A 21,019-nucleotide genomic window follows, 5' to 3' on the forward strand; every position below is an offset into this window, starting at 1 on the left:
GTTTGCTTTGAATTAAACAACTTCTATACCATTATCGAAATGTCTTAAGTAAGTAGGGATGCGACTTCGTCGCATCCCTACTTATTTTTTCGGTAATCTTATGGTATTTGTTCATCCGTCGCTCTCCAAAGACACAGTACAAGACAGTGCTGAAGCTTTTTGGGACGAAAGAATAGCTCGCTTCTTACCTGGAGAGTAGCGGTCAAAGATACAATTTTGACCGCTTGAGCCTTCTATTATCGTATCCCTATTTGTATTTTAAGAAAGTGCCACTATCTTATTATGCAAAGCAGAGAATACAATGTGTAACGTGCTAGAGTGCCCGAAATTTCATCTTCGGGCACTTACACTTTTTATAGATAGTTGTCTATTTTTTTCTTCCAAAGCAACTGCATTTTTCACTTGAATATTGTAGGTGCGCGACAGGCGATTAATCACAACAGGATAACCGAAAAAAGTGTGGCTAGAAGTGACGGAGTCAATTCTAGCCACACTTGTCCCCCGGTAAAAATGGTGTGATTAATTCGCCGAAAGCGGGCCGGAAATAATCCACTGAAAATGGCGGTTTTCAAGCCCTACTCGCCGGTGTTTTAAGCTAGTTAATGGTTAATCAATAGACACCTACCTTGTTTAATTACAAATCATCAAACCCATTCAAATCACTGGTTTTAACGTATTGTCGTGAAGTTTGTTCAAAGAAGTCTGTTTTGGTGTCGTCAAAACTATCGACATATGCCCGAATCCACTTCATCGGATTATCGGTGAAGTCAGGATAGATTTCACTGAGACCAAGCATACGTAGCATTTTGTTTGCCCGGTATTTCACATACCCTTCCATTTCTACAAGGTCAATCCCTTCGATGTCTACTAAAACGTAACGACTCCAAATAACTTCCTGCTCGACTGAGTGCTTGAACTGGTCGTAAATCCACGCCGTGAATTCATCTGTATTTTGTACTGGGTTCTCCGCAAGTGCCGCACGAAATATGTCGCTGATGGCTTTACCATGCTGCAGTTCATCACGATTGATGTATGAAATCATTGTCGATGTGCCAACCATTTTTTGATTGCGCGCGAGATTGTAGAAGAATGCGAATCCACTGTAAAAAAACAACCCTTCAAGTAATGTCGTATAGACCATTGCTTTCAATGCCGATTCAATCGTCGGATGCTCTGCGAAATCGTTGTATACTTCGACGATGCGCTCATTGCGCTTCAATAATACTTCGTCTGAGCGGCCCATTTCAAATGAAGCCATCTGTTTATTTAACGTAGTCACTGAGGACAATACGTAAGCGTACGAATGATTGTGTTCACTTTCCTGATCGGCAATTGTCGCCATGATTGATTTGACAGAAGGATCGGTTGTGAAATCCGCCATTTTCAAAGCGATTGTCGTCTGCGGACCGTCAAGTGTCGCAAGTAAGCCAATGATTTTGAGAAATGCATCTTGTTCCGGCTTTGTCAGTGTCGAAAACTGCTTTACGTCTTGCGTCAAATCGACTTCATTCGCCGTCCAGAATAGCGAACGAATTTGTTGCCTTAATGTATAGAAATGGGGATGTGCAAGGTCATTCCAGTTGAGGATACCGCTTGCTTTTCCACCGAAAATAGCTGTTGATTTATTGGGATGCATTGGTTCCAATACCTTTACCCGTTTAAGTTTTTCCAATGTTCCAGGACTCCCTTCGACCATTCAATTACTTTTTCCTCTTGTACACCGCGCGGACTTTGCTCGATTTTGAGGGGGTTAAATGTAGATCCATAAAATCGTGCCAACTTTACTGCCGCATGGCAAAATAGTGCATCGCCGCCGAATTGGGTATCACCCGTTCCAAAGACATAGACATTATCGGGTTTATAACCCACGTCAGCTACAAAGTCTTTTACTTCGTTAGGCGTTGCGCCCTGTTCCCACGTGAATGATCCGAGGAGCATCGCATCAAAATCACTGGGGTTCGGAATGACTCCCCCACCGATTCGATGCATTGTCACTTCGAGATTTTCAGTGGCCAGCGTTTCCTGGATTAATTCGGCGACTTCCTGTGTATTCCCGCTCCACGTAGCGTAAACGATTAAGAATGACACCATTCACACTCTTCGATATCCGTCGCTGTTGAACGCGTATAATACGTTGTTTTCATGCCAGACTTCCAAGCCTGTAAATGAAGTTCGAGAAGAACAGACGCACGGATTGTATTTGGAACATAAATGTTGAAAGAAATTGCTTGGTCAATATGGCGCTGTCTTGCGGCGTTTTGTTTGATTGACCAGCGCTGATCAACGATATACGCGGAGCGGCGGTACACATCGTACGTATTGTGGTTAAGGTCAGGTGCTACAACTGGCAGCTTATAATCTTTCTTTTCCTCATGATAAAACGGTTTGAATACGGGATCGATTGAAGCAGTTGATCCGGCAATGATGGACGTCGAGCTATTTGGCGCAATTGCCATCAAGTAACCATTTCGCATACCATTTGTTGCAACATCAATGCGGAGTTCGCGCCATTCCTTCGTATCGTATTTCTTATTTTCGAAATAGCCTCCTGACTGCCAGTCCGACCCCTCATATAACGGGTAGGATCCCTTTTCTGTAGCCAGTTCCATCGAAGCTTTTATCGTCAAAAAGGCGATTTTCTCATATAGTTTATCTGCGTAATCCACAGCTTCGTTTGATTCCCATTGAATGTTTTGCAGGGCAAGTAAATGATGCCAGCCAAATGTACCGAGACCGATTCCACGGTAACGCGCGTTCGTTCGCTGTGCTTGGACGACTGGTATTTTGTTAAGATCGATGACGTTATCAAGCATGCGTACTTGGATTGTAATGAGTCTTTCCAAAACGCTCGCCGGAACCGCTCGTCCAAGGTTGATGGACGATAAGTTACATACGACGAAATCGCCCGGTTTGGAACGTGTAACAACGATATCTTCTTCGAGCGTGACAGACTCAAATTGAGTTGGGCTCATATTTTGAGTAATCTCTGTGCATAGATTCGACGAATAAATCATGCCTTCATGCTTGTTCGCATTCGCGCGGTTTACTTCATCACGGTAAAACATGTACGGCGTTCCTGTTTCCAATTGACTGCGCATAATTCGTTTCATAAGATCGATGGCCGGTACGATTTCTCGGCTCAGTTCAGGATGATTGACGCACTCTTCGTATTTCTCACGGAATGAGCCTGTACCTCTTTTTTCGTCGTAGAAGTCCTCAAGGGAATACCCCATGATTGTTCGAACTTCATGCGGATCGAACAGATGCCACTCTCCCCGCGCATCGACTTGTTCCATATAGATATCAGGGAGACAGACACCCGTGAAAATATCATGCGCACGCAACCGTTCATCCCCATTATTTAGTTTAAGATCTAGGAACGTGAAGATGTCTTTGTGCCAAACATCGAGATAGACAGCGATAGCACCTTGCCGTTGACCCAATTGATCTACGCTAACGGCTGTGTTGTTCAACTGTTTAATCCATGGAAGTACACCGCTCGAAGCACCTTTAAATCCGCGGATAGAAGAACCGCGACTCCGAACCTTCCCCATATATACACCGATGCCACCGCCATATTTAGACAAGTTAGCAATGTCCGTATTACTGTCGTAGATACCTTGCAAAGAATCATCGACTGAATCGATGAAACAACTCGATAATTGACCATGTGGTTTACCGGCATTCGACAATGTCGGTGTGGCAACTGTCATATACAAATTGCTCATAGCCCAATACGATTCAGCAACTTTTTCGAGCCGGTTCTCCATCTCATCCTGCATCAGTGTCATCGCAATAATAAGCCAACGCTCCTGGGGAAGTTCAACTGATTGTTTATTAAAATCAACAGCCGCATATCGGTCCATAAGCGTTTTTAATCCGATATATGTAAATAATTTATCCCGTTCCGGTTCAATGAGATTACCCAGAATGATGAGATCTTCTTTTGAATATTTCTGCGTTAACGTAGAAGTATATAACCCTTTATCGACAAGCCGGGCAACATGTCCTGCGAAGTCTGTGTAGACCTTTGCCCCCCGTCGCAGTTCCTGACGGTTGTAGACATCACGCAGATGAATTCGTGCAGCTACGAACGTCCAATACGACGATGCCTCGTCCATATTGCTCAGTGATTCTAACGTCATTGCCTTGGCCCATTCTGATGCAGCCCCCTCAGGGTATTTCAGGTACCATCGCTCACTTGCGATAAGCAATGGCCATAATTCCTCTCTTCCAAACTCATTTTGTAACTCATCAAGTAGCCTGTCCATATCGGTTCTCATCACTTTAGTTGTCATCATTATTGTCTCCTTTCATGATTGTATAGACACAAAAAAACGATAGCTCCACCTTTTCGGTAGAGCCATCGCTCATGGGTTTTTTATAGGAAACAGAATGGGACCACACGCTACTAATCTCCGAGTATAGAAGGTAGACGGACGGTATCCCGTTCGCTTCCACCTCTCAACCCCCGAAGAAAGTGTCGCTTGACGATGGAAGGCAGGTCTCCTGGCTCACGCTTCACTCTCCCTGCCCAGCCTTCCCATGTAATTTCTCCACAGTGGCTCTTTCGGCGGTCGTCTGCGCTTACAGTTGCGGGGACAGCTCCGGATTTTCCGGATTCCCTTTTAAACCGATATCGGTACCATTCCATCGTTAAATACTATATGTAGTGTCTCGAACTCTTATTACACCCTAACATGTTGTGTTTTAAAATTCAATAGGCAAAGAACAGTTTGATGATTTCCCGGTCGTTACTTCGTTTGTTCAGTTTTATAATGTGTAACGTTTTTTGGTAATGGAACTGATTAGGACTTTTTAATAATTGAAAAATCAATCTCAGATTCTCTCATCGTTTTCTAACTATCCTCACAGAGCATTCTCGTTCTATGTTGGTAGATTACTAATTAACAAAGACTTTCGAGGAGGAATATGAAATGAAGATTGTTATGGTACCGTCGGGATTTAAAGAATGTTTGGATGCAGAAGAAGTTGCTTCCGCGATGGAGCGGGGTGCAAAGCGTTTTAATCGGGACGTTGATGTCGAGGTTGTGCCGATGATTGATGGCGGAGAAGGTTTTGCAAAAACCATTGTACGCTTGAAAGATGGAGAAATCATATATCGTGAAGTGACCGGTCCAATTGGTGAAAAAATCGTAAGCCATTTCGGAATTTTTGTTGAGAACGGTAAGAGGACAGCTGTAATTGAAATGGCAGCGGTTGCCGGATTGAAGTTAGTACCACGTGATCGAAGGGATCCGTTACAAACAACTACATATGGTGTTGGGGAGCTGATTCTTTCTGCGCTAGACTTTGGGGTTGACCAAATCCTAATTGGATGTGGTGATTCGGGTACTTCCGATGGCGGTGCCGGATTGGCCCAAGCTCTTGGCGTGCAATTTTTAGATGAAAATGATAATCCGGTGAAAATTTGCGGCGCAGTTGATTTAGTAAAAGCTGAGTATATCGATACGACCCACCTTGATAAACGACTGTCCGGTATTACTATAGATGTGGCATGTAACTGGCAGAATCTTTTGTGTGGAGATCAAGGGGTCGCTCGTGTATTCGGCCCCCAAAAAGGTGCATCTCCGGAACAGGTTGAACAATTATCCGTTGCGCTGGACCATTATGCTTCTTTAATCAAAAAAACGATGATGTTGGATGTCAGGTCTTTACCTGGCGGTGGTGCATCAGGTGGGTTAGGAGCGGGTCTCGTCGCTTTTGCCGGCGCCACCCTACATCCGAGGTTTGACATCATCAAGGATTATATAAACATCGAGGAAAAAATTGCACACGCGGATATTGTCTTTACGGCTGAAGGTAGCCTGGATTTTCAGACACCAAACGGAAAAATTCCATCCGAAGTTGCACGGATTGCGAAAATGAATAATATCCCAGTCATTGCAATCACCGGTACGATTGGAAAAGGGGCTGAACTGAATTACGATGCAGGTATCGATGCATATTCAAGCATCATTCCAAAGCCGACATCATTGGAGAACGCCATTCTCAAAGCACCAAAATGGATTGAATACAGTACGGAGGCTGCCTTGAGGCAAGTTGCCATTGGTCTCGCAATCGCCAAAAAAAGGAATTCCCTAAAAGGAGTTTTATATAGATGATTACGAGAGCGGAAAAACATGCACATAAACAACATCAGTTCGCTTGGCTAATCAACCGATTCTCCAAGAAAACACGAACTATTATTTGTGTCCAAGTTCTCTTCTTACTGACAATCGTCTTAATTAAGGATTTGAATTATGATGCAAAGATCTCCTTATTCGCCTTTTTTTCAGCGATGATTTTATGGATCTGCACTAAAATCCCCGCGGGTTTTGTTGCCATCTCCCTGCTTGTTTTCATTGTGTTGATGAAGGCTGGAAGCCAGGAATTACTGTATCATTCACTCGCAGAGGAAGTCGTATGGCTGATGGTTGGCTCGTTCATCATTGGAGAAGCAGTTAAACAATCGGGATTGGCGGACAGATTAACCCGGTCAATCCTAAGAAAATCGAACAATAAAAACTCTGTTCTTTTAGGGGTGACTTCTGTTTTATTTGCATCCGCGTTTTTCATACCGTCGACATCAGGTCGAGCAGCCTTATCCATGCCAATCATAAAGCAACTGGGTCAAAAGTTTTCCAGTAAGGAACAGAGTATGTTGGCGGTGCTTGCGCCTGTCATTATATTGATGAGCACATCCGCCACTTTAATTGGCGCTGGATCGCATCTGATCGGTATCGGCTTGCTTGAAAGCACGTCGAGCCAATCCATTTCCTACATCCAATGGTTCATATGGGGAGTGCCGTTTGCAGTTATAGTCACTTTTTTCACGGCAGTCATTATTAAATGGATGATGTGGCCGAAAAATGTTCCGGGGCATATGGAAAATACATTTACAGAAGAAACAACCATTGCAAAAAAACCGTTGAATGCAAAAGAGAAAAAAACTGTCATTCTTATTACGCTTCTCATTTCCGGTTGGTTGACTGAAAGCATCCACGGCTATGATATTGCGTTTGTCACGATGATCGGTGCTGTTTTAATAATGCTTCCGACATTTGGCGTCATCAGTTGGAAGAACGGGATGAAATCCGTTTCTTGGAATTTGGTTATATTCGTTGCTGCAGCAACTGCGCTTGGCAAAGTGCTTGTTGATACAGGCGCGGTCGCCTGGATTGAAAATGAATTGATTGGTGTTCTTGGGCAAGTAGGGCATGCGAATGAATGGATTATTGTCTTGATTATCGCCATCGTAACGACTACGAGCCATTTATACATCACTTCTCACACGACACGCGCAGTCGTATTTATCCCAGGTTTGTTACTATTCAGTGAAACAATCGGAGTCAATCCGGTTACAGTCGTTTTCCTAAGTTTGATTGGCATGAATTACTGTGTCACATTTCCCGTCAGTTCGAAGGCACTCCTTCTTTTCTTTGAGGAAGGGGATGTCTCCCTTGATGCCAAACAGTTGATTAAAATTAGTGCCGTCCTTATGCCTCTTTATATAGTGGCAATCGTTGTATTCTACTTTACTTTTTGGAAGTGGACGGGGATGGTTTTGTGAGATGAGATCACCAAAGGCAATTCGATAAAATCAAAAAAACACCAGACCCTTTTGGAAATCTGGTGTTTTCATCATGAGGAGCCACTTTAATAAGGATTTTTCTTTCTCCGTTTTTTCGGTCTTTGCTTATGATTCTTGTCTGTCGGCTTATCCTCTTCCGGCTTCTTGATATCAACTTCCGATCCAAATTCAGTCTGCATATTACCTTTTTGGTAAGAAATATCATTGTTTTCAGGAGCCACTTTGTCATCAATGAGAACCTGATTTAGTAAATATTTATGAAATACAAATTCCCCCGCAGCAATAATAATCGCGGATAGTAAAGCCGCCATGCCTAATTGGATGGGCTGTTCGTAAAAATAGATACCCACCAACCAGATCATAACGAGCGCCAAAATAAAATCGGCTATTGTGGCACCTATATTTTTAATACGGGGCAATATAAACATGTCTCCGAGAAATGAAACACCTGTCACTAAAACACTTGTGAGCATAATATCTCCAAATGAAACACCATAAAGCCCCAAAACAATCCATAACACAACTGTAATCATTATAAATTTAATTATCAGTGCTGTAATCGTTTTCACCAGTTACGTACCTCCAATCTGAATTGAATTATTCCAATACTTATAGGCTATTTCTAAGGTAAGCCAGGTTGAGTCACTAAAGATTTTTATCAACATATTTTCCATAGTCAGGTATCGCGATACGGTCAAACTCTTCTACAAGCTTCCGTAAATTTTCCGCCAACAAGTCGCCAGCCATCGGTAACCCGTGTCCCGTTACTGCAACAGCAGGTTTTAAGCCTTCCAGTTTTTCCACTGATTCCCTGGCGGCTTTCCAATCTGTCGTCAGATACCTGGGAGGACCGCTAATTTCCTGCTCTTGCGTTAACACTTTATAAAGATATTCCTGTTTAACCGTAACAAAGGCATCACCTACAATTAAAGCTCTATCCTCTTCTCTAAACAGTGACACATGCCCCAATGAGTGTCCTGGCGTATGAATCCAACGAAAGCCTGGCATGTAAGGAACACTACCGTCTTCAGGTAATGGCAATACATGATTCCCTAAGTTAATTGGCTCAACTGGGAACGTGGGCGACATTTTAGCAACCATACCGCCTTCTACGGTCGGATCCGGCTTGGGATAACTCGTTTTACCCGTCAGGAAAGGAATTTCCAATTCATGGGCGTAAACGGTCACACCCCAGCGTTGGACTAATTCTATAATCGCACCGACGTGATCAAAATGACCATGGGTTAAAATAATTGCCTTGGGTCGACTATCTTTACCAAAACGTTCTTCAATAACAGAGAAGATTTCATTCGCGGAGTGGGGCATGCCTGCATCAACTAACACGAAATCATTCGCGTCAGGAAGCCCAACCAAACTAATATTTACGATTTGAACAGTATGACTGTACAAATCCGGAAGGACCTCTTTTCCAGTTCCACTTTCTACCGATGTTACTGGGATTAGTTTGTAATCGGCCCCATAAGATAGATTATTGTCCACAACTTCGCCTCCTAATTACTCTGAATCGTCCCTATTGTGGTGCAATCCGCACTTTTTATACCAGTAAAAGTAAATTTTCTGGATTACTAATATAAAAGCAATTTCTAGTATTACCCTTTTTTAAAAACCGTATATACTTGCCCTTATTGCAAAGGATAATGTCGTGCGGAGAATGAGATTCGAGGAGGAAAAAGAATGAAATTGGCATCACATGAGTTATTCGAGTTAAGTGAATTGATTTTAGGATGCTTCAACACTGTTACATGTATGAGCGGATTTATTAACCAGGCCCAAGATCCAGAACTAAAAGAACTATTGACTCGTCACTTTCCGCAACATGTAAAAGACTATAATTTGAAAGTGGAGTTTGTGCAAAGCGAGACAACGCCAGATATCAGTAAGTTCAGGCCCGATGATTTAAATCCGACACTCCAGGATTTCACAAAAGCACCCGTCCCGCTTCAACCGGAACAACCGAGAACATCCATTCAAACCCACAACGACCGGGAAATCGCCGCTGCCTATTTACTCAATCAAAAAAGCTCAGCCAAAAATTACGGCGCGGCGACCCTCGAGTGCGCGAATCCTGATTTAAGACATTTTTTAGAGAATGCTTTCATGAATAGTAATCGTCATGCTTATGATATTTGGCAGTACATGGTTAAAAATGGTTACTACCCACTAATGCCGGCGACTGCAGAAGCAATTTCTGAAATCGCGACAATGTACTTGCCAATTCCCGAATGACAGTACCCCGATTATAAAAGCTCTGCCTATCAAAATTAAAAACGCCAGGAATCAATTTGGATTCCTGGCGTTTTTTAACCTAAGCAACTCTTTCTGATACTACGTTTCATATCAATCATCGCTCCGTTCCATTCAAGCACATCCGGCGCTAATTCTCCGTACGCATATATCCGTCTGAGGAGTGCCTGAATTTTTGCCAGCAAAACATCTGAATGAAATGGTTTCTGAATGTAATCATCCGCACCTATATTCATGGCCATAACCACGTCCATCGGATTACATTATGAAAATCTGCCGGACCCTTTACACTAAAAGACCACTGACTCAGTCGTTCTGTTCATGAATTAAAAATTGCTAGATCGTACTCAACAACGTAGATTGTCATATCCATTTCTAATGCACTTCCCTTCTATTTATTCCATTGTGAAGGACCGCATAACAAACAGGCAATTTGGACATTTTCGGGGCAATAAGCAAAATAATTCTGAAAAACCGACCAGAATATGTTATGCTGATTGAAAGAGACATCGCCCCGAACGTTATCGGGAGTGCAAATTGTCTGCTTTTTTTTAACTCCGTTTGATTTTTTCATCTATAATTCGGAAATATTTTTGTTGTAAAAAACCACAGGAGGTAAACATGCTCAAATTTGAAAATGTAAGCAAAGTGTATGACGGCGGATTTCAAGCAGTAAAATCTGTCAATTTCGATATTCCAGCAGGCGAATTACTCGTCCTCATCGGACCAAGTGGTTCAGGGAAATCGACAACTATGAAAATGATTAACCGGATGGAGCCCCACACAAGTGGCAAAATCACTATTAATGGCAAGGATACAAACTCCTACAATGCCTCTGAATTACGCCGAAATATCGGGTATGTCATTCAGCAAATCGGACTTTTCCCCCACTATACAATTGAAAAAAATATCGCAATTGTACCACAGCTAAAAGGTTGGAATGACAAAGAAATTAAAGCCCGTGTCAATGAACTTCTTGAATTGGTCGGTCTAAATCCTGAGGTTTTTGCGGGTCGTTATCCAAAAGAACTATCAGGCGGCCAGCAGCAGCGTATTGGTATTGCAAGAGCGTTAGCAGCAGATCCAGATGTAATCTTAATGGATGAACCGTTCAGCGCACTAGATCCACTTACACGCGAACAGCTTCAAAACGAATTACTTTCATTACACAAAAAACTTAAAAAGACGATTGTCTTCGTAACACATGATATGGATGAAGCGCTGAAAATGGGCGATCGCATTGCCATCATGAAAGACGGAAAACTACTGCAGTTGGACACCCCAGAGAAATTACTTCATGATCCAGCCCACGGCTTTGTAGAAGAGTTCATAGGAAAACATCGGATTATCCAAAATCCCGGACTCATGCCAGTTACTGACATCATGTCAGAATCGGTTTTCACTGCCCTTCCTCAATGGTCTCCAGAGAAGGCACTTTCGTTTATCCGCAAGCGTAAAATTACGAACCTTATTGTGGTCGATGATGACAAGAAATTAATTGGAATCGTGTCGGCTTATGACGTTATAAGAAAATTAGATGATATTAAAAAAATCGAAGAAATCATGGTGACTCGAGAACCATTCCTTTATGATACCGCAACGGCTAAAGATGCCATTGTCATGATGGATGAAGCACCTTACGGCATAATCCCGATTATCGATAAATCACAAAAATTAGTAGGCGTCGTTACACGCGGTTCGCTGTTATCCGCCATGTCCAGTCAGTGGACAGAAATGGGGGATATCGAATGAATGACTTAAATATTTGGCAACAACTCGCTGAACAAACACAGATGCGGTGGAAAGAAGTACTTGAAGCGACATCCGTCCATATTCAACTCGTCTTCTTCTCGATGCTTATTGCCATCGTACTCGGTGTTTTTCTAGGTATTTTGATTACACGCGTTCCGAAGCTCACGACAGTTGTACTTGGCGGTGCAGGCGTCATGCAGACAATTCCAAGTCTTGCTTTGCTTGGTTTCATGATCCCAATTTTCGGAATCGGTGTGAAAACGGCTATTGCTGCGTTATTCCTATATTCATTACTACCGATCATTCGCAATACCTACACAGGTATTAAAGACGTCGATAAAGCTACCACTGAAGCAGCAAAAGGGATGGGTATGACTAGCATGCAAATCCTGTTTAAAGTGGAACTGCCTCTTGCGATTCCTGTCATTATGGCCGGTATACGTACAGCTGCCGTTATTAATGTCGGTACAGCAACACTTGCAGCCTTCATTGGAGCAGGCGGACTCGGTGATTTCATCTTCCTCGGTATCACACGTGGAATTGACGGTCTGATCTTACTTGGGGCAATCCCTGCGGCAATCTTAGCGATTATCCTGGAAACGCTCTTCGGTGGAATTGAACGTTGGACTACGCCGAAAGGATTGAAGTAAGAATGAAAAATAAATTCAAATTAATAATATCCTCAATACTTGTTGCAAGCCTGCTGTCAGGATGTATTTTCATCGAAAAAGATTCCCTGACACTTGGTTCTCGTAACAATACGGAAAGTATCATATTGTCACATGTGATGGGGCAATTGATAGAAAACAAAACAGATATTGACGTCCTTTATAAAGAAAACCTTGGCGGGTCCAGCGTCGTGTGGAAAGCCATGTTGGACGGTCTTATTGACGTTATACCCGACTATACAGGGACAATCGTCCTTACCTATTATCATGAAGAACCCGGGACAGCGGATGAAACGTTAGCTGCCACGAAACGGCTCGTTGATAAGGATGGCATGATTGCTTTCAACACATTCGGCTTCAACAATACGTATACACTCGCAGTGGACGAGCCAGTAGCAGAAGAACTCGACCTAGTGACATTCAGTGACTTTGCTAAAGTTTCGAAGGACTTCACATTAGGCGCGGTATTCGAATTTATCGACCGACCGGATGGACTGCCTGGATTCCAAAAAGCATATGATCTTGACTTTAAAGAAGTTAAAGGGATGGACCATGGTATTATGTACCGTTCCATTAACGCCGGTGAAGTAGACGTTATTAACTCGTATACAACCGACGGACAGTTACAAATGTACGACCTGCGTGTACTGGAAGATGACCAATCTTTCTTCCCACCGTACCATGCGCTCCCGCTTGTAAGGAAAGAAGCACTTAAAGAGTATCCTGAAATTGAAGAAATACTCAAATCGCTTGAAGGCACGATCAACGAAGAGACGATGCAGAAGATGAATGGAAAAGTCGATAATGACGGCATGATGGTTGAAAAAGTCGCAGAAGAATTCCTTATTGAAGCAGGTTTAATTGAAAAGAAATAAACTAGGAACGCACCTCTTATACTAGATAAGGGGTGCGTTTTTTATAGTTATAACAGGCACAAACCGCGTATTCCAACATATATGATTGGTCGACACTCAGTAAGATATCATGGCAATTCGTAATAATTTCTTCTCATAACGGCTCTCCAAATCCTACCGCTCTGTCAACTTCTGCTATGATGAAATCAGCAGCAACCGCCATAATTGAATTGCAATCACACTCTATTTTATACTCAAAAAATCCACTAAGAGGGGAATTAACGTTTATGAATATTGTAAAAGCAACAACAGACGATGCACAAACGATTTTAGACATTCAAAAAGTAGCTTATTTGAGAGAAGCCGAAATGTATAATAACTATCAAATCGCTCCGCTCATAGAAAAAATTGATGAAACAAGGGAAGATTTCAAGAAAAAAACCATATTAAAAGCTGTCGTAGACGGTGAAATAGTTGGTTCTGTTAGGGGAGACGAAAAAGAAGGTACTGTTTATGTACAAAGATTGATGGTTCACCCTGATTATCAAAACAAGGGTATCGCCAAAAAGTTAATGCTTGGGCTTGAAGACTATTTTCCTACTTGTGAACGTTTTGATTTATATACCGGATCACAGAGTTTAAGCAATATTCATCTGTATAAATCACTAGGCTATGAACAATATAAACTAGAAACGATTCGTGAAAATATTGAATTTGTTTTCTTAGCCAAAGTAATTAAGAGGACACTTTAAATGAAGATTACACCAATCGGCATCTGGGGCGGATATCCAAAAGCAAATAGCGCAACATCTTCTTTTTTAATAGAACATGATGGTTTTCATTGCCTCATTGATTGTGGTAGCGGCGTACTTTCCTCATTGCAAAATTATTTACCTTTGGAAAAACTAGATGCAGTTGTCATCAGCCATTATCATGCGGATCATATTGCCGATGTCGGAAGCCTGCAATTCAGCAGAATCATTAATTTCTATCTTGGCCATCAAGCGTCCCCATTACCGATTTACGGACACATATTGGATCAAGAGAATTTCGAGAAACTTTCATACAAAGGTCAGACAGTAGGCATTGGTATTTCGGAAGATGATATTGTTCAAATCGGTCCATTTGAAGTGTCTTTTTGTCGTACCATACACCCCGTCCATTGCCTGGCGATGAAATTCAGTGTGGGCGATTGTTCCATCGTACTCACCGCAGATACAGAATGGCGCGATGAACTTATTGAATTCTCACGCGGGACGGATTTGTTAATTAGCGAGGCCAATTTATATGAAGAACACCTTGGTAAGGCGCCAGGACATATGACAGGCAGTGAAGCAGGAAGGCTCGCGAAACTGGCGGAAGCAAAGCAACTCGTGCTGACCCACTTGCCATTACACGGGAATATCAATGAGATCCTTGAAGCGGCTGTTGCTGTATATGATGGGTCTACTGAACTCGCTGAAGTTGGCCAAGTGTACGAAATGTAAACAAAGTGTACATATTGTTTACAAGGTGTACAAATTGTAAACAAGGGAGATTCGTTTTTCTCCATAGGAAAAGGGCTGTTCAATAACAGCCCCTTTTTACTTCAATCGTCATCGCGGTCTTTTTCAAACTCCAGCACTTCACCTGAAATTGCATCGATGTCGAAATCATAGTCATATTTACCATCTCTAATTTCGATTTCATAGATGACACGATCATCATCTTCATCCATATCAATTTCTGTTACTGTCCCTTTTGCTTGTTTCATCGCAATTTCGATAGCAGCTTTTTCTGTTATGAATTTACTATCAGAACCGCTGACATTATTGTCATAATCATCGTCATCAAAGTCGTCATTATCATAATCATCTTTTTCTGTACGCAAAACTTTACCTGTTTTTGCATCGATATCAAGATCATATTCAATACCGTTCGATCTTACCTCGACTTCGTAGATAGCCCTTGACTTTTCACGATCCAATTCAACTTCCGTCACTTTACCGCCAACTGATTTCACCGCAATCGTTTCAGCTTCCTCAACCGACAATAAATCTTTCGGCACGACCTTCAAACTTTCTCCCGTGTTTCCAGCCATTGCAACTCCACCTACGACTAATACTAATGCACCGGCCAAAGCCGGAATAGCTAACCATTTCTTCATCTTGTATCTCCTCCTTTTGTTATTACCTTCATATTACTCGACGAAGATGAGAAGACATTGTGAGGATTATTAGAATATGATGAGAGTCAATCATCCCATGTGACGGACATTATTTTTCCGGAAATGGCATGAACTTGGAAAGTGCCATCCCGACCGTCAGTTGCTTCGATTTCGATTAGATAAAAGCCACCTTCGTCCGACTTTTCATACGATACATCATCTATTTCACCTTTAAGTTGTTCACGCACAATTGCAATCGCCTGCTCATTTGTAATAAGTGCATTTTCTCCTGTCGTTTTCTTTACAACTTCTGAGATTGTTTTACCAGTGATTGCGTCGATTGTCACTTTTGTAAACTTCGGGTCCTTCGACAGCTTCACGTCGTAAACCGGAGCTTCAGAGCTTGTATTCAATGAAATCCGTTCAACTTCCCCGTCATAATCCCCTGCAATAATTTCCTCCACCTCAGTCTCAGAAATTACTTGCGGAATCTCTTCCTTCATTTCAGAATTCTGAAGGAGTGAAATAACACTTCCCGTCGTTGCGTCGATTTCAGCTGTATAAGACGCTCCGCTTCGGTTCATTTCCGCTTTATATACACCGCCGTCAATGGCAATCTGTTCGACAGTTCCACCATACATGCTCTCAAGATGAATTCGGATATCATCAGACGCTATCGGTTCTTTCTTGGTAATTAAACTTCCTATATATAATCCGCCCGCCATTAGAATGACTAAGGTTAACAAGATGGGAATGAACCAAGGCTTTTTCAAAAAGTGCATACTAGTTGCCTCCTCTCGTTTATCATACGACGAGAACATTAAAAATCGGTGAGAATCCGTTTTTTGGGAATGATGATTCGAAAGGTCGTTCCCATACCAACTATGCTCTCGACTTTCAGTTCTGCACCAAGACCATCTGCAAGTTCTTTGGCGATTGCCAGTCCGAGTCCGGTTCCACCAGTTTTTCGGTTTCGGTCTTCATGAACCCGATAGAAACGATCGAAAAGATGCGGGAGAGCTTCCTCAGAAATGCCATTTCCATAATCAATGACAGTAATGGAAATAGCTGTTTCAGTTTCAGTAATCGTTATTTTGATTTCTCGTTCACTGTATTTCCGTGCGTTATCCAGAAGAATGAATAAGAGCTGCCTGAGCTTTTCATCATCTGTCACTGCAACCGAAGAACCGTTCCCTTCCATGATAAAATCCCTCGCATATGCTTGGCGCATTGGCTGCAAGGTCTTGTTGACTAACGCATGAATATCAGTTTCCGCAAAGTTAAATTCGGATTGTTCATGGCTTCTTGCCAGTTGAAGCATCTGCTCAATCATGTCCTTCATCCGAATAGATTCGCTGAGGATTGCCCCAACTGCCTCTTCTGCTACCGAACGGTTTTCAAACCCGCGGCGTGATAGGAGTCGTGCATAGCTTTCTATAACGGTGAGTGGCGTTTTTAATTCATGCGAAGCGTTGGAAACGAATTGCTCCTGCTTTTTGTAGTTGCCCTCAAGCTGCTCCATCATGTCATTAAACTCGCGACCCATCTGTGCCATTTCGTCTTTTCCTTCAGCCGATACCTCAATTTTTTCATATGTCCCTGTTTGCCGGCTTTGCGACATTGTTTTAATAAGGTTATCAATGGGTTGTATCACAATACGCCCAAGCGCAGCGCTCGAAAGCGTAATCGGAATCATTGCGATAAAGGTTACTCCGAGGAGAATCAACTTGAGCAGACTTAAATTATATTTTACATCGCTAAGCAGTTGAATCATTTGCAGTTCAACCACTTTTCCGTCTGTCCAAATGACTGGCTCACGCATTGTAAGTATCGGTGTATTATCAAATTCACCGATTGAGTAGCGTTCGCCGGGCTTTATTTCAGGTTGGTAACTCTTAATCCCTTCCGCCGATGAGGACTCCACTTTCACCTTACCCGCTGGATCCAAAATACGGACCGCACCATTCGGCGGCCTGTAGGTATGGAGCACCGTAGCCGGATCGTTTTGTCCGGTCATCAGGCTGAGAGAACCAATAAGATCTACAGATTGGGCCTTCAGCTGACTATATTCCGTGTCAAACGCCATTTTTTCATACACAAAATAAACACCTATGTTTGTCAACGTTAAGATGACGAGCATTAGCAATGTGGATAAAAGGTGGATTTTCGTTTTAAGCTTCATTGACCTGCTCCTTTAAAACATAACCAACACCCCGTACCGTTTGGATAAGTGTGCTTTTTTCTCCTATTTCAATTTTCTTTCGGACATATCGGATATAGACATCAACGACATTTGTTTCACCGTAATAATCGTATCCCCAAACAGCATCCAGCAACTGTTCGCGTGACAGCACTTGGTTTGGGTGCTTTAGGAGATGAAGTAGAAGATCGTACTCCCGTGGTGTCAATTCGATGGAACGACCGTTTCGTTTCACTTCACGTGTTTGTTCGTGAAGTGACAAACCAGAGAACTCTAGAAGGTATTCGTCTTCCTTCACTAAGAGTTCTGCAGGTTTCGAGAATCTGAGCGCCGACCGAATCCTTGCGAGCAATTCATCGATTTCGAAAGGTTTCGTCACATAGTCATTTGCGCCAAGGTCAAGACCCGCTACCTTATCCTTAACGTCGTTTTTCGCTGTCAGCAATATGACAGGCGTGTCTGTTTCCGTTGCGCGGATCCTCCGTAACACGTCAAGTCCATTCAATCCAGGTAACATGAGGTCTAGTAGAACAAGATCCCACTGTTGTTCGCGGTACTTAATAAGCCCGTCTGGTCCTGTATGCGCAATACCCGTCCCATACCCTTCGAACTCGAGTTCTAGCTGCAGGACGCGTGCGATGTTTTCTTCGTCCTCGATAATCAAAATCTGCTCAGTCATTTAGCCCACCTACCGTTTTCCTTTCATTTTAACAGACTTACGCAAAAAGCGGAGACTCTCGCCAATTCCGAGTGTCTCCGTTTTCCATAATCATTAGACAGCGTCCAATTCGCCTTCGACGATACACATACTCTTTACAAGGGTTTCTAACATAACAGGCATTTCGACAAAAGCACTGTCTATGTGTAATCGTTCAGTACGTTGGTGAGCATCTTTCCCGAATGGCCCTACGTTGAGCACGGGTGCTTTCAATTGAGCCATCTCAGTAAAGGGAATGCTGTACGTATCACCCCATACTGGTGTGTTGCTTTCAAATGCACTCCAGCCGTTTTCTATGTCATCGTAGTTGACATAGCTCAAGTCACAGATACCATTGAAGTAATGCATTTGACCAATTTTATTACCTAATTTCCCAGCAGTCTCTTTCATTAATTCAATTGAATGTTTTACAAGCGGATCATTCGACGAGTTTACAGCCGGATAATAAGGCGGTGCGTAAAGAAGCACAGTAGCTGGTGCAAGTTCTTGACATTGGATCATCAGATTATCGACGATGCGCAGTGACTTTTCACGATCATCCCAATCGGCGTTATCGAGCGACTCTTGCTTCAAGCGTTCAATTTCTTCAAACCCTAACTTTTGAACCGCGTATTCCAGCAGCTGCTCGTAGCGCAACACTTTCACTTCCCCGACACCCGTCACTTGTTCACGATTACAAATGAGCTTATATCCGTCATTGCAAGCATCCATCGCTTCAGATGCCACTTGCTCAAACAACTCCATTACTTCAGTGGCCGTGCGCTTAAACAAAAAGACATTGTAAAGCGCAACTGCACGATAAGGCGTTTGCGTTGAATATTGCAATTTCAAATCCTTTTGTTGCAATGAAACCGGTAGCGGCGTAGTTTCTCCAAGATCCGTTTCACGGAACAATTCGTTCCACTCCATGCGCTGTGTAAGAAATGATGCAATATAGTTCGCGGTTATCCCTTTTAGTGGCTCTCCGACATGTGTTTCTTTTCCATAAAATAAGGCAGCTGGCATAATTTTACCGATTGTTCCTGAGTAAATGTATTCTTCGATATCCGTCGGACTCTGTGAAAATGATGGTTCACTGTTTAAAAACAGTTTATAGGTTAAGCCTTGTTCCTCACGAATGCGGACAAGTTCTTTGACAGCGGAACGCATGCCCGCTGAGTTCACTTCTTCATCAGCAACAGTCGCCACCAACAGATTAATCGGCCATTGTTCTACACTCGCTTTTTCGATAAGCTGCATGTGAAGCGCTAGTCCCATTTTCATATCCATCGTACCGCGACCGAATAGATATTTCCCCGTCTTCAGATCATCGCGGGCAACTTCCGGTAGATCCGCATTATGCTTAGGTTCTGATAGCATTTTTGTCAGCATCTCGGGATAAATCGCAAAAGGTTCTAACACACCATATTCTTCCGTCCAGACGGTATCGAAGTGACTTAGAAGAACTATTGTTTCAGTCGCCTTAGGATGTTTGTACAAAGCAGTGACATTTTGACGACCAAGGCCCGCATCGTGAAGGGCTATCTTGTCTGGATTATCTTGAAAGTACTCCAATTCATTTAATTTCGACACTAACTTCGGAGCAAATGTAGTCTCTCCCTCTGTTAACGTGCGGCTATCCCAGCTAACGAGTTCACACAACAACTCACGAAGAGTAGAAGGTGTATCCCAAAGACGGTGTTCCATTCTAAAACCTCCCATAAGTGAAATATAGTACGGTTATGATAAAAGTCTCTCTGAAAGATTCAGTTTCGTTTCAAGGAAAAGCAGTACGTAGGTATAAGTAATTCGAATATATCCTTCTCCATATTCGATGAGGTTCTTCCAGGAACAGCAGCAACACTACCGTTTTCGATTAGTCTTTTCGGAATTGTAAAGGAGTCTATTTGCTTAATAACATCTAATCCCATTTTAACTGATTAAGGCAGACAGTGTTAACAAAAACGCAAAACGACTCCTGCGCAATAATGTGCAGGAGTCGTTTCAATTTCTTATAAAAACACAATAAATGCTAACACTGCCGCCAATACAAGCCGGTAGATAGCGAAAGGTACTAGCTTAACGCGTGAGATAAGCTTCAAGAAGAAGCGAATCGAGATTAGTGCGAAAACAAATGCACTGATGAAACCAACGATGTAAAACGACAAATCATCAACTGATAAATGCTCCCAGTTTTTCAATATGGACACCAGACTCGCGCCCATCATGATAGGAACCGCCATGATGAACGTAAAATCAGCTGCTGTCTTATGGTTCATGCCGAACAACACGCCACCCGAAATCGTTGCGCCCGAGCGCGAAAATCCTGGCCATAGGGAAAGACACTGAACAAGACCAACCGTGAATGCCTGCTTGTATGTTATCTGATCCAATGTGTTCACCCACGGTTTTTTCGGTCCGAACTTATCCGCGACAATCATAAGAATTGAACCGGCAACTAGCGCAAAAATAACCGTTTCAACACCCGATAGCTTTAAATCTATATAATCTTTGAGTGCAAATCCAACAATAACTGCTGGCAACATGCCAACAATGACGTGTGCTAAGTTGAAGCTAGAATTCATTTTTTGACCTTCAATTTTATAGAGACCCACCAAGCTGAATAGGCGCTTCCAGAAAACGATAACAACGGCTAAGATTGAACCCAATTGAATAACTATCTTAAATGTGAATGCCGAACGATCACCCAAAAACTCAGTTGTTTTCAGCCACATATCATCGACAATAATCAAGTGACCTGTCGATGACACCGGTGCAAACTCCGTCATCCCTTCAACGAATCCAAGTATTAACGCTTTGATCAAATCAAATAATTCCATAGG

General features: G+C 42.6%; 20 protein-coding genes, 1 pseudogene and 1 riboswitch. Of the genes and pseudogenes, 8 read left to right on the plus strand and 13 right to left on the minus strand.

Annotated elements, in window-relative coordinates:
* Positions 1-330 precede the first annotated feature (330 nt).
* From AC1TO6_RS08935 to AC1TO6_RS08950, 4 genes are all read right to left on the minus strand, one after another.
* Positions 331-492 (minus strand): hypothetical protein, encoded by a 162-nt coding sequence (locus tag AC1TO6_RS08935; RefSeq protein ID WP_482101251.1) that lies wholly within the window; start codon positions 490-492, stop codon positions 331-333.
* A gap of 142 nt (positions 493-634) precedes the next feature.
* Entirely contained in the window at positions 635-1,696 is a 1,062-nt protein-coding gene (locus AC1TO6_RS08940) for a ribonucleotide-diphosphate reductase subunit beta (RefSeq protein ID WP_482101252.1), read from the minus strand.
* Complete coding sequence (locus AC1TO6_RS08945; protein ID WP_482101253.1) at positions 1,651-2,091, minus strand: flavodoxin; 441 nt, start codon at positions 2,089-2,091, stop codon at positions 1,651-1,653. Before AC1TO6_RS08945 ends, AC1TO6_RS08940 begins: the two co-directional genes overlap by 46 nt.
* On the minus strand, positions 2,076-4,298 hold the full coding sequence (locus tag AC1TO6_RS08950; protein WP_482101254.1) for a ribonucleoside-diphosphate reductase subunit alpha: 2,223 nt from the start codon (positions 4,296-4,298) through the stop codon (positions 2,076-2,078). Before AC1TO6_RS08950 ends, AC1TO6_RS08945 begins: the two co-directional genes overlap by 16 nt.
* 184 nt (positions 4,299-4,482) lie before the next feature.
* Positions 4,483-4,666, minus strand: a riboswitch (cobalamin riboswitch).
* Positions 4,667-4,937: 271 nt separating this feature from the next.
* Between AC1TO6_RS08950 and AC1TO6_RS08955 the strand changes: the two genes are divergently transcribed.
* Complete coding sequence (locus tag AC1TO6_RS08955; RefSeq protein WP_482101255.1) at positions 4,938-6,125, plus strand: glycerate kinase family protein; 1,188 nt, start codon at positions 4,938-4,940, stop codon at positions 6,123-6,125.
* The gene (locus tag AC1TO6_RS08960) at positions 6,122-7,573 is read left to right on the plus strand and encodes an SLC13 family permease (protein WP_482101256.1); all 1,452 of its coding nucleotides are present in this window, start codon (positions 6,122-6,124) and stop codon (positions 7,571-7,573) included. Before AC1TO6_RS08955 ends, AC1TO6_RS08960 begins: the two co-directional genes overlap by 4 nt.
* A gap of 86 nt (positions 7,574-7,659) precedes the next feature.
* Here AC1TO6_RS08960 and AC1TO6_RS08965 read toward each other — a convergent pair whose 3' ends face one another.
* Together AC1TO6_RS08965 and AC1TO6_RS08970 are read right to left on the minus strand one after the other, a co-directional pair.
* Positions 7,660-8,163, minus strand: coding sequence for a YndM family protein (locus AC1TO6_RS08965; protein WP_482101257.1), 504 nt, complete (start codon positions 8,161-8,163; stop codon positions 7,660-7,662).
* Between the two features lie 76 nt (positions 8,164-8,239).
* Positions 8,240-9,094 carry an MBL fold metallo-hydrolase gene (locus AC1TO6_RS08970; protein WP_482101258.1) on the minus strand — a complete coding sequence of 285 codons (855 nt, stop codon included), beginning with the start codon at positions 9,092-9,094 and terminating at the stop codon, positions 8,240-8,242.
* 195 nt (positions 9,095-9,289) lie between these two features.
* Here AC1TO6_RS08970 and AC1TO6_RS08975 point away from each other — a divergent pair, with 195 nt between their 5' ends.
* Positions 9,290-9,841 (plus strand): spore coat protein, encoded by a 552-nt coding sequence (locus AC1TO6_RS08975; RefSeq protein WP_482101259.1) that lies wholly within the window; start codon positions 9,290-9,292, stop codon positions 9,839-9,841.
* Positions 9,842-9,942: 101 nt separating this feature from the next.
* Here AC1TO6_RS08975 and AC1TO6_RS08980 read toward each other — a convergent pair.
* A pseudogene (locus tag AC1TO6_RS08980) lies at positions 9,943-10,169 on the minus strand (hypothetical protein); the annotation flags it as partial.
* Positions 10,170-10,480: 311 nt separating this feature from the next.
* Here AC1TO6_RS08980 and AC1TO6_RS08985 point away from each other — a divergent pair.
* The 5 genes from AC1TO6_RS08985 to AC1TO6_RS09005 all read left to right on the plus strand — a co-directional run bounded on the left by AC1TO6_RS08985 (position 10,481) and on the right by AC1TO6_RS09005 (position 14,620).
* Positions 10,481-11,611, plus strand: coding sequence for a betaine/proline/choline family ABC transporter ATP-binding protein (locus AC1TO6_RS08985; protein WP_482101260.1), 1,131 nt, complete (start codon positions 10,481-10,483; stop codon positions 11,609-11,611).
* The gene (locus AC1TO6_RS08990; protein WP_482101261.1) at positions 11,608-12,261 is read left to right on the plus strand and encodes an ABC transporter permease; all 654 of its coding nucleotides are present in this window, start codon (positions 11,608-11,610) and stop codon (positions 12,259-12,261) included. The genes AC1TO6_RS08985 and AC1TO6_RS08990 overlap by 4 nt, the downstream gene beginning before the upstream one ends.
* A 2-nt stretch (positions 12,262-12,263) precedes the next feature.
* Positions 12,264-13,154 (plus strand): glycine betaine ABC transporter substrate-binding protein, encoded by an 891-nt coding sequence (locus AC1TO6_RS08995; RefSeq protein WP_482101262.1) that lies wholly within the window; start codon positions 12,264-12,266, stop codon positions 13,152-13,154.
* Positions 13,155-13,420: 266 nt separating this feature from the next.
* Positions 13,421-13,885 (plus strand): GNAT family N-acetyltransferase, encoded by a 465-nt coding sequence (locus AC1TO6_RS09000; protein WP_482101263.1) that lies wholly within the window; start codon positions 13,421-13,423, stop codon positions 13,883-13,885.
* Positions 13,886-14,620 carry an MBL fold metallo-hydrolase gene (locus AC1TO6_RS09005; protein WP_482101264.1) on the plus strand — a complete coding sequence of 245 codons (735 nt, stop codon included), beginning with the start codon at positions 13,886-13,888 and terminating at the stop codon, positions 14,618-14,620. It begins immediately after the preceding gene.
* A gap of 101 nt (positions 14,621-14,721) precedes the next feature.
* Here the strand turns inward: AC1TO6_RS09005 and AC1TO6_RS09010 are convergent, their stop codons facing one another.
* From AC1TO6_RS09010 to AC1TO6_RS09035, 6 genes are all read right to left on the minus strand, one after another.
* Positions 14,722-15,279, minus strand: a complete 558-nt coding sequence (locus tag AC1TO6_RS09010; RefSeq protein WP_482101265.1) for a PepSY domain-containing protein — start codon at positions 15,277-15,279, stop codon at positions 14,722-14,724.
* Between the two features lie 86 nt (positions 15,280-15,365).
* Positions 15,366-16,061 carry a PepSY domain-containing protein gene (locus AC1TO6_RS09015; RefSeq protein ID WP_482101266.1) on the minus strand — a complete coding sequence of 232 codons (696 nt, stop codon included), beginning with the start codon at positions 16,059-16,061 and terminating at the stop codon, positions 15,366-15,368.
* Positions 16,062-16,099: 38 nt separating this feature from the next.
* Positions 16,100-17,461: a sensor histidine kinase gene (locus AC1TO6_RS09020; protein WP_482101267.1), complete on the minus strand. Its 1,362-nt coding sequence runs from the start codon at positions 17,459-17,461 to the stop codon at positions 16,100-16,102.
* A complete protein-coding gene (locus AC1TO6_RS09025) occupies positions 17,451-18,158 on the minus strand; it encodes a response regulator transcription factor (protein WP_482101268.1) in 708 nt (235 codons plus the stop codon). The genes AC1TO6_RS09020 and AC1TO6_RS09025 overlap by 11 nt, the downstream gene beginning before the upstream one ends.
* Positions 18,159-18,251: 93 nt before the next feature.
* Positions 18,252-19,883: a M20/M25/M40 family metallo-hydrolase gene (locus AC1TO6_RS09030; protein ID WP_482101269.1), complete on the minus strand. Its 1,632-nt coding sequence runs from the start codon at positions 19,881-19,883 to the stop codon at positions 18,252-18,254.
* A gap of 305 nt (positions 19,884-20,188) precedes the next feature.
* The gene (locus AC1TO6_RS09035; RefSeq protein WP_482101270.1) at positions 20,189-21,016 is read right to left on the minus strand and encodes an undecaprenyl-diphosphate phosphatase; all 828 of its coding nucleotides are present in this window, start codon (positions 21,014-21,016) and stop codon (positions 20,189-20,191) included.
* Positions 21,017-21,019: the final 3 nt, after the last annotated feature.

It is taken from the genome of Sporosarcina sp. Y352, from assembly GCF_056786535.1.

Bases quoted from the DNA above. Each gene is read 5' to 3' on its own strand.
- AC1TO6_RS08940 (WP_482101252.1), bottom strand. From the start codon at position 1,696: ATGGTCGAAGGGAGTCCTGGAACATTGGAAAAACTTAAACGGGTAAAG.
- AC1TO6_RS08945 (WP_482101253.1), bottom strand. From the start codon at position 2,091: ATGGTGTCATTCTTAATCGTTTACGCTACGTGGAGCGGGAATACACAG.
- AC1TO6_RS08950 (WP_482101254.1), bottom strand. From the start codon at position 4,298: ATGACAACTAAAGTGATGAGAACCGATATGGACAGGCTACTTGATGAG.
- AC1TO6_RS08955 (WP_482101255.1), top strand. From the start codon at position 4,938: ATGAAGATTGTTATGGTACCGTCGGGATTTAAAGAATGTTTGGATGCA.
- AC1TO6_RS08960 (WP_482101256.1), top strand. From the start codon at position 6,122: ATGATTACGAGAGCGGAAAAACATGCACATAAACAACATCAGTTCGCT.
- AC1TO6_RS08975 (WP_482101259.1), top strand. From the start codon at position 9,290: ATGAAATTGGCATCACATGAGTTATTCGAGTTAAGTGAATTGATTTTA.
- AC1TO6_RS08985 (WP_482101260.1), top strand. From the start codon at position 10,481: ATGCTCAAATTTGAAAATGTAAGCAAAGTGTATGACGGCGGATTTCAA.
- AC1TO6_RS08990 (WP_482101261.1), top strand. From the start codon at position 11,608: ATGAATGACTTAAATATTTGGCAACAACTCGCTGAACAAACACAGATG.
- AC1TO6_RS08995 (WP_482101262.1), top strand. From the start codon at position 12,264: ATGAAAAATAAATTCAAATTAATAATATCCTCAATACTTGTTGCAAGC.
- AC1TO6_RS09000 (WP_482101263.1), top strand. From the start codon at position 13,421: ATGAATATTGTAAAAGCAACAACAGACGATGCACAAACGATTTTAGAC.
- AC1TO6_RS09005 (WP_482101264.1), top strand. From the start codon at position 13,886: ATGAAGATTACACCAATCGGCATCTGGGGCGGATATCCAAAAGCAAAT.
- AC1TO6_RS09010 (WP_482101265.1), bottom strand. From the start codon at position 15,279: ATGAAGAAATGGTTAGCTATTCCGGCTTTGGCCGGTGCATTAGTATTA.
- AC1TO6_RS09015 (WP_482101266.1), bottom strand. From the start codon at position 16,061: ATGCACTTTTTGAAAAAGCCTTGGTTCATTCCCATCTTGTTAACCTTA.
- AC1TO6_RS09020 (WP_482101267.1), bottom strand. From the start codon at position 17,461: ATGAAGCTTAAAACGAAAATCCACCTTTTATCCACATTGCTAATGCTC.
- AC1TO6_RS09025 (WP_482101268.1), bottom strand. From the start codon at position 18,158: ATGACTGAGCAGATTTTGATTATCGAGGACGAAGAAAACATCGCACGC.
- AC1TO6_RS09030 (WP_482101269.1), bottom strand. From the start codon at position 19,883: ATGGAACACCGTCTTTGGGATACACCTTCTACTCTTCGTGAGTTGTTG.
- AC1TO6_RS09035 (WP_482101270.1), bottom strand. From the start codon at position 21,016: ATGGAATTATTTGATTTGATCAAAGCGTTAATACTTGGATTCGTTGAA.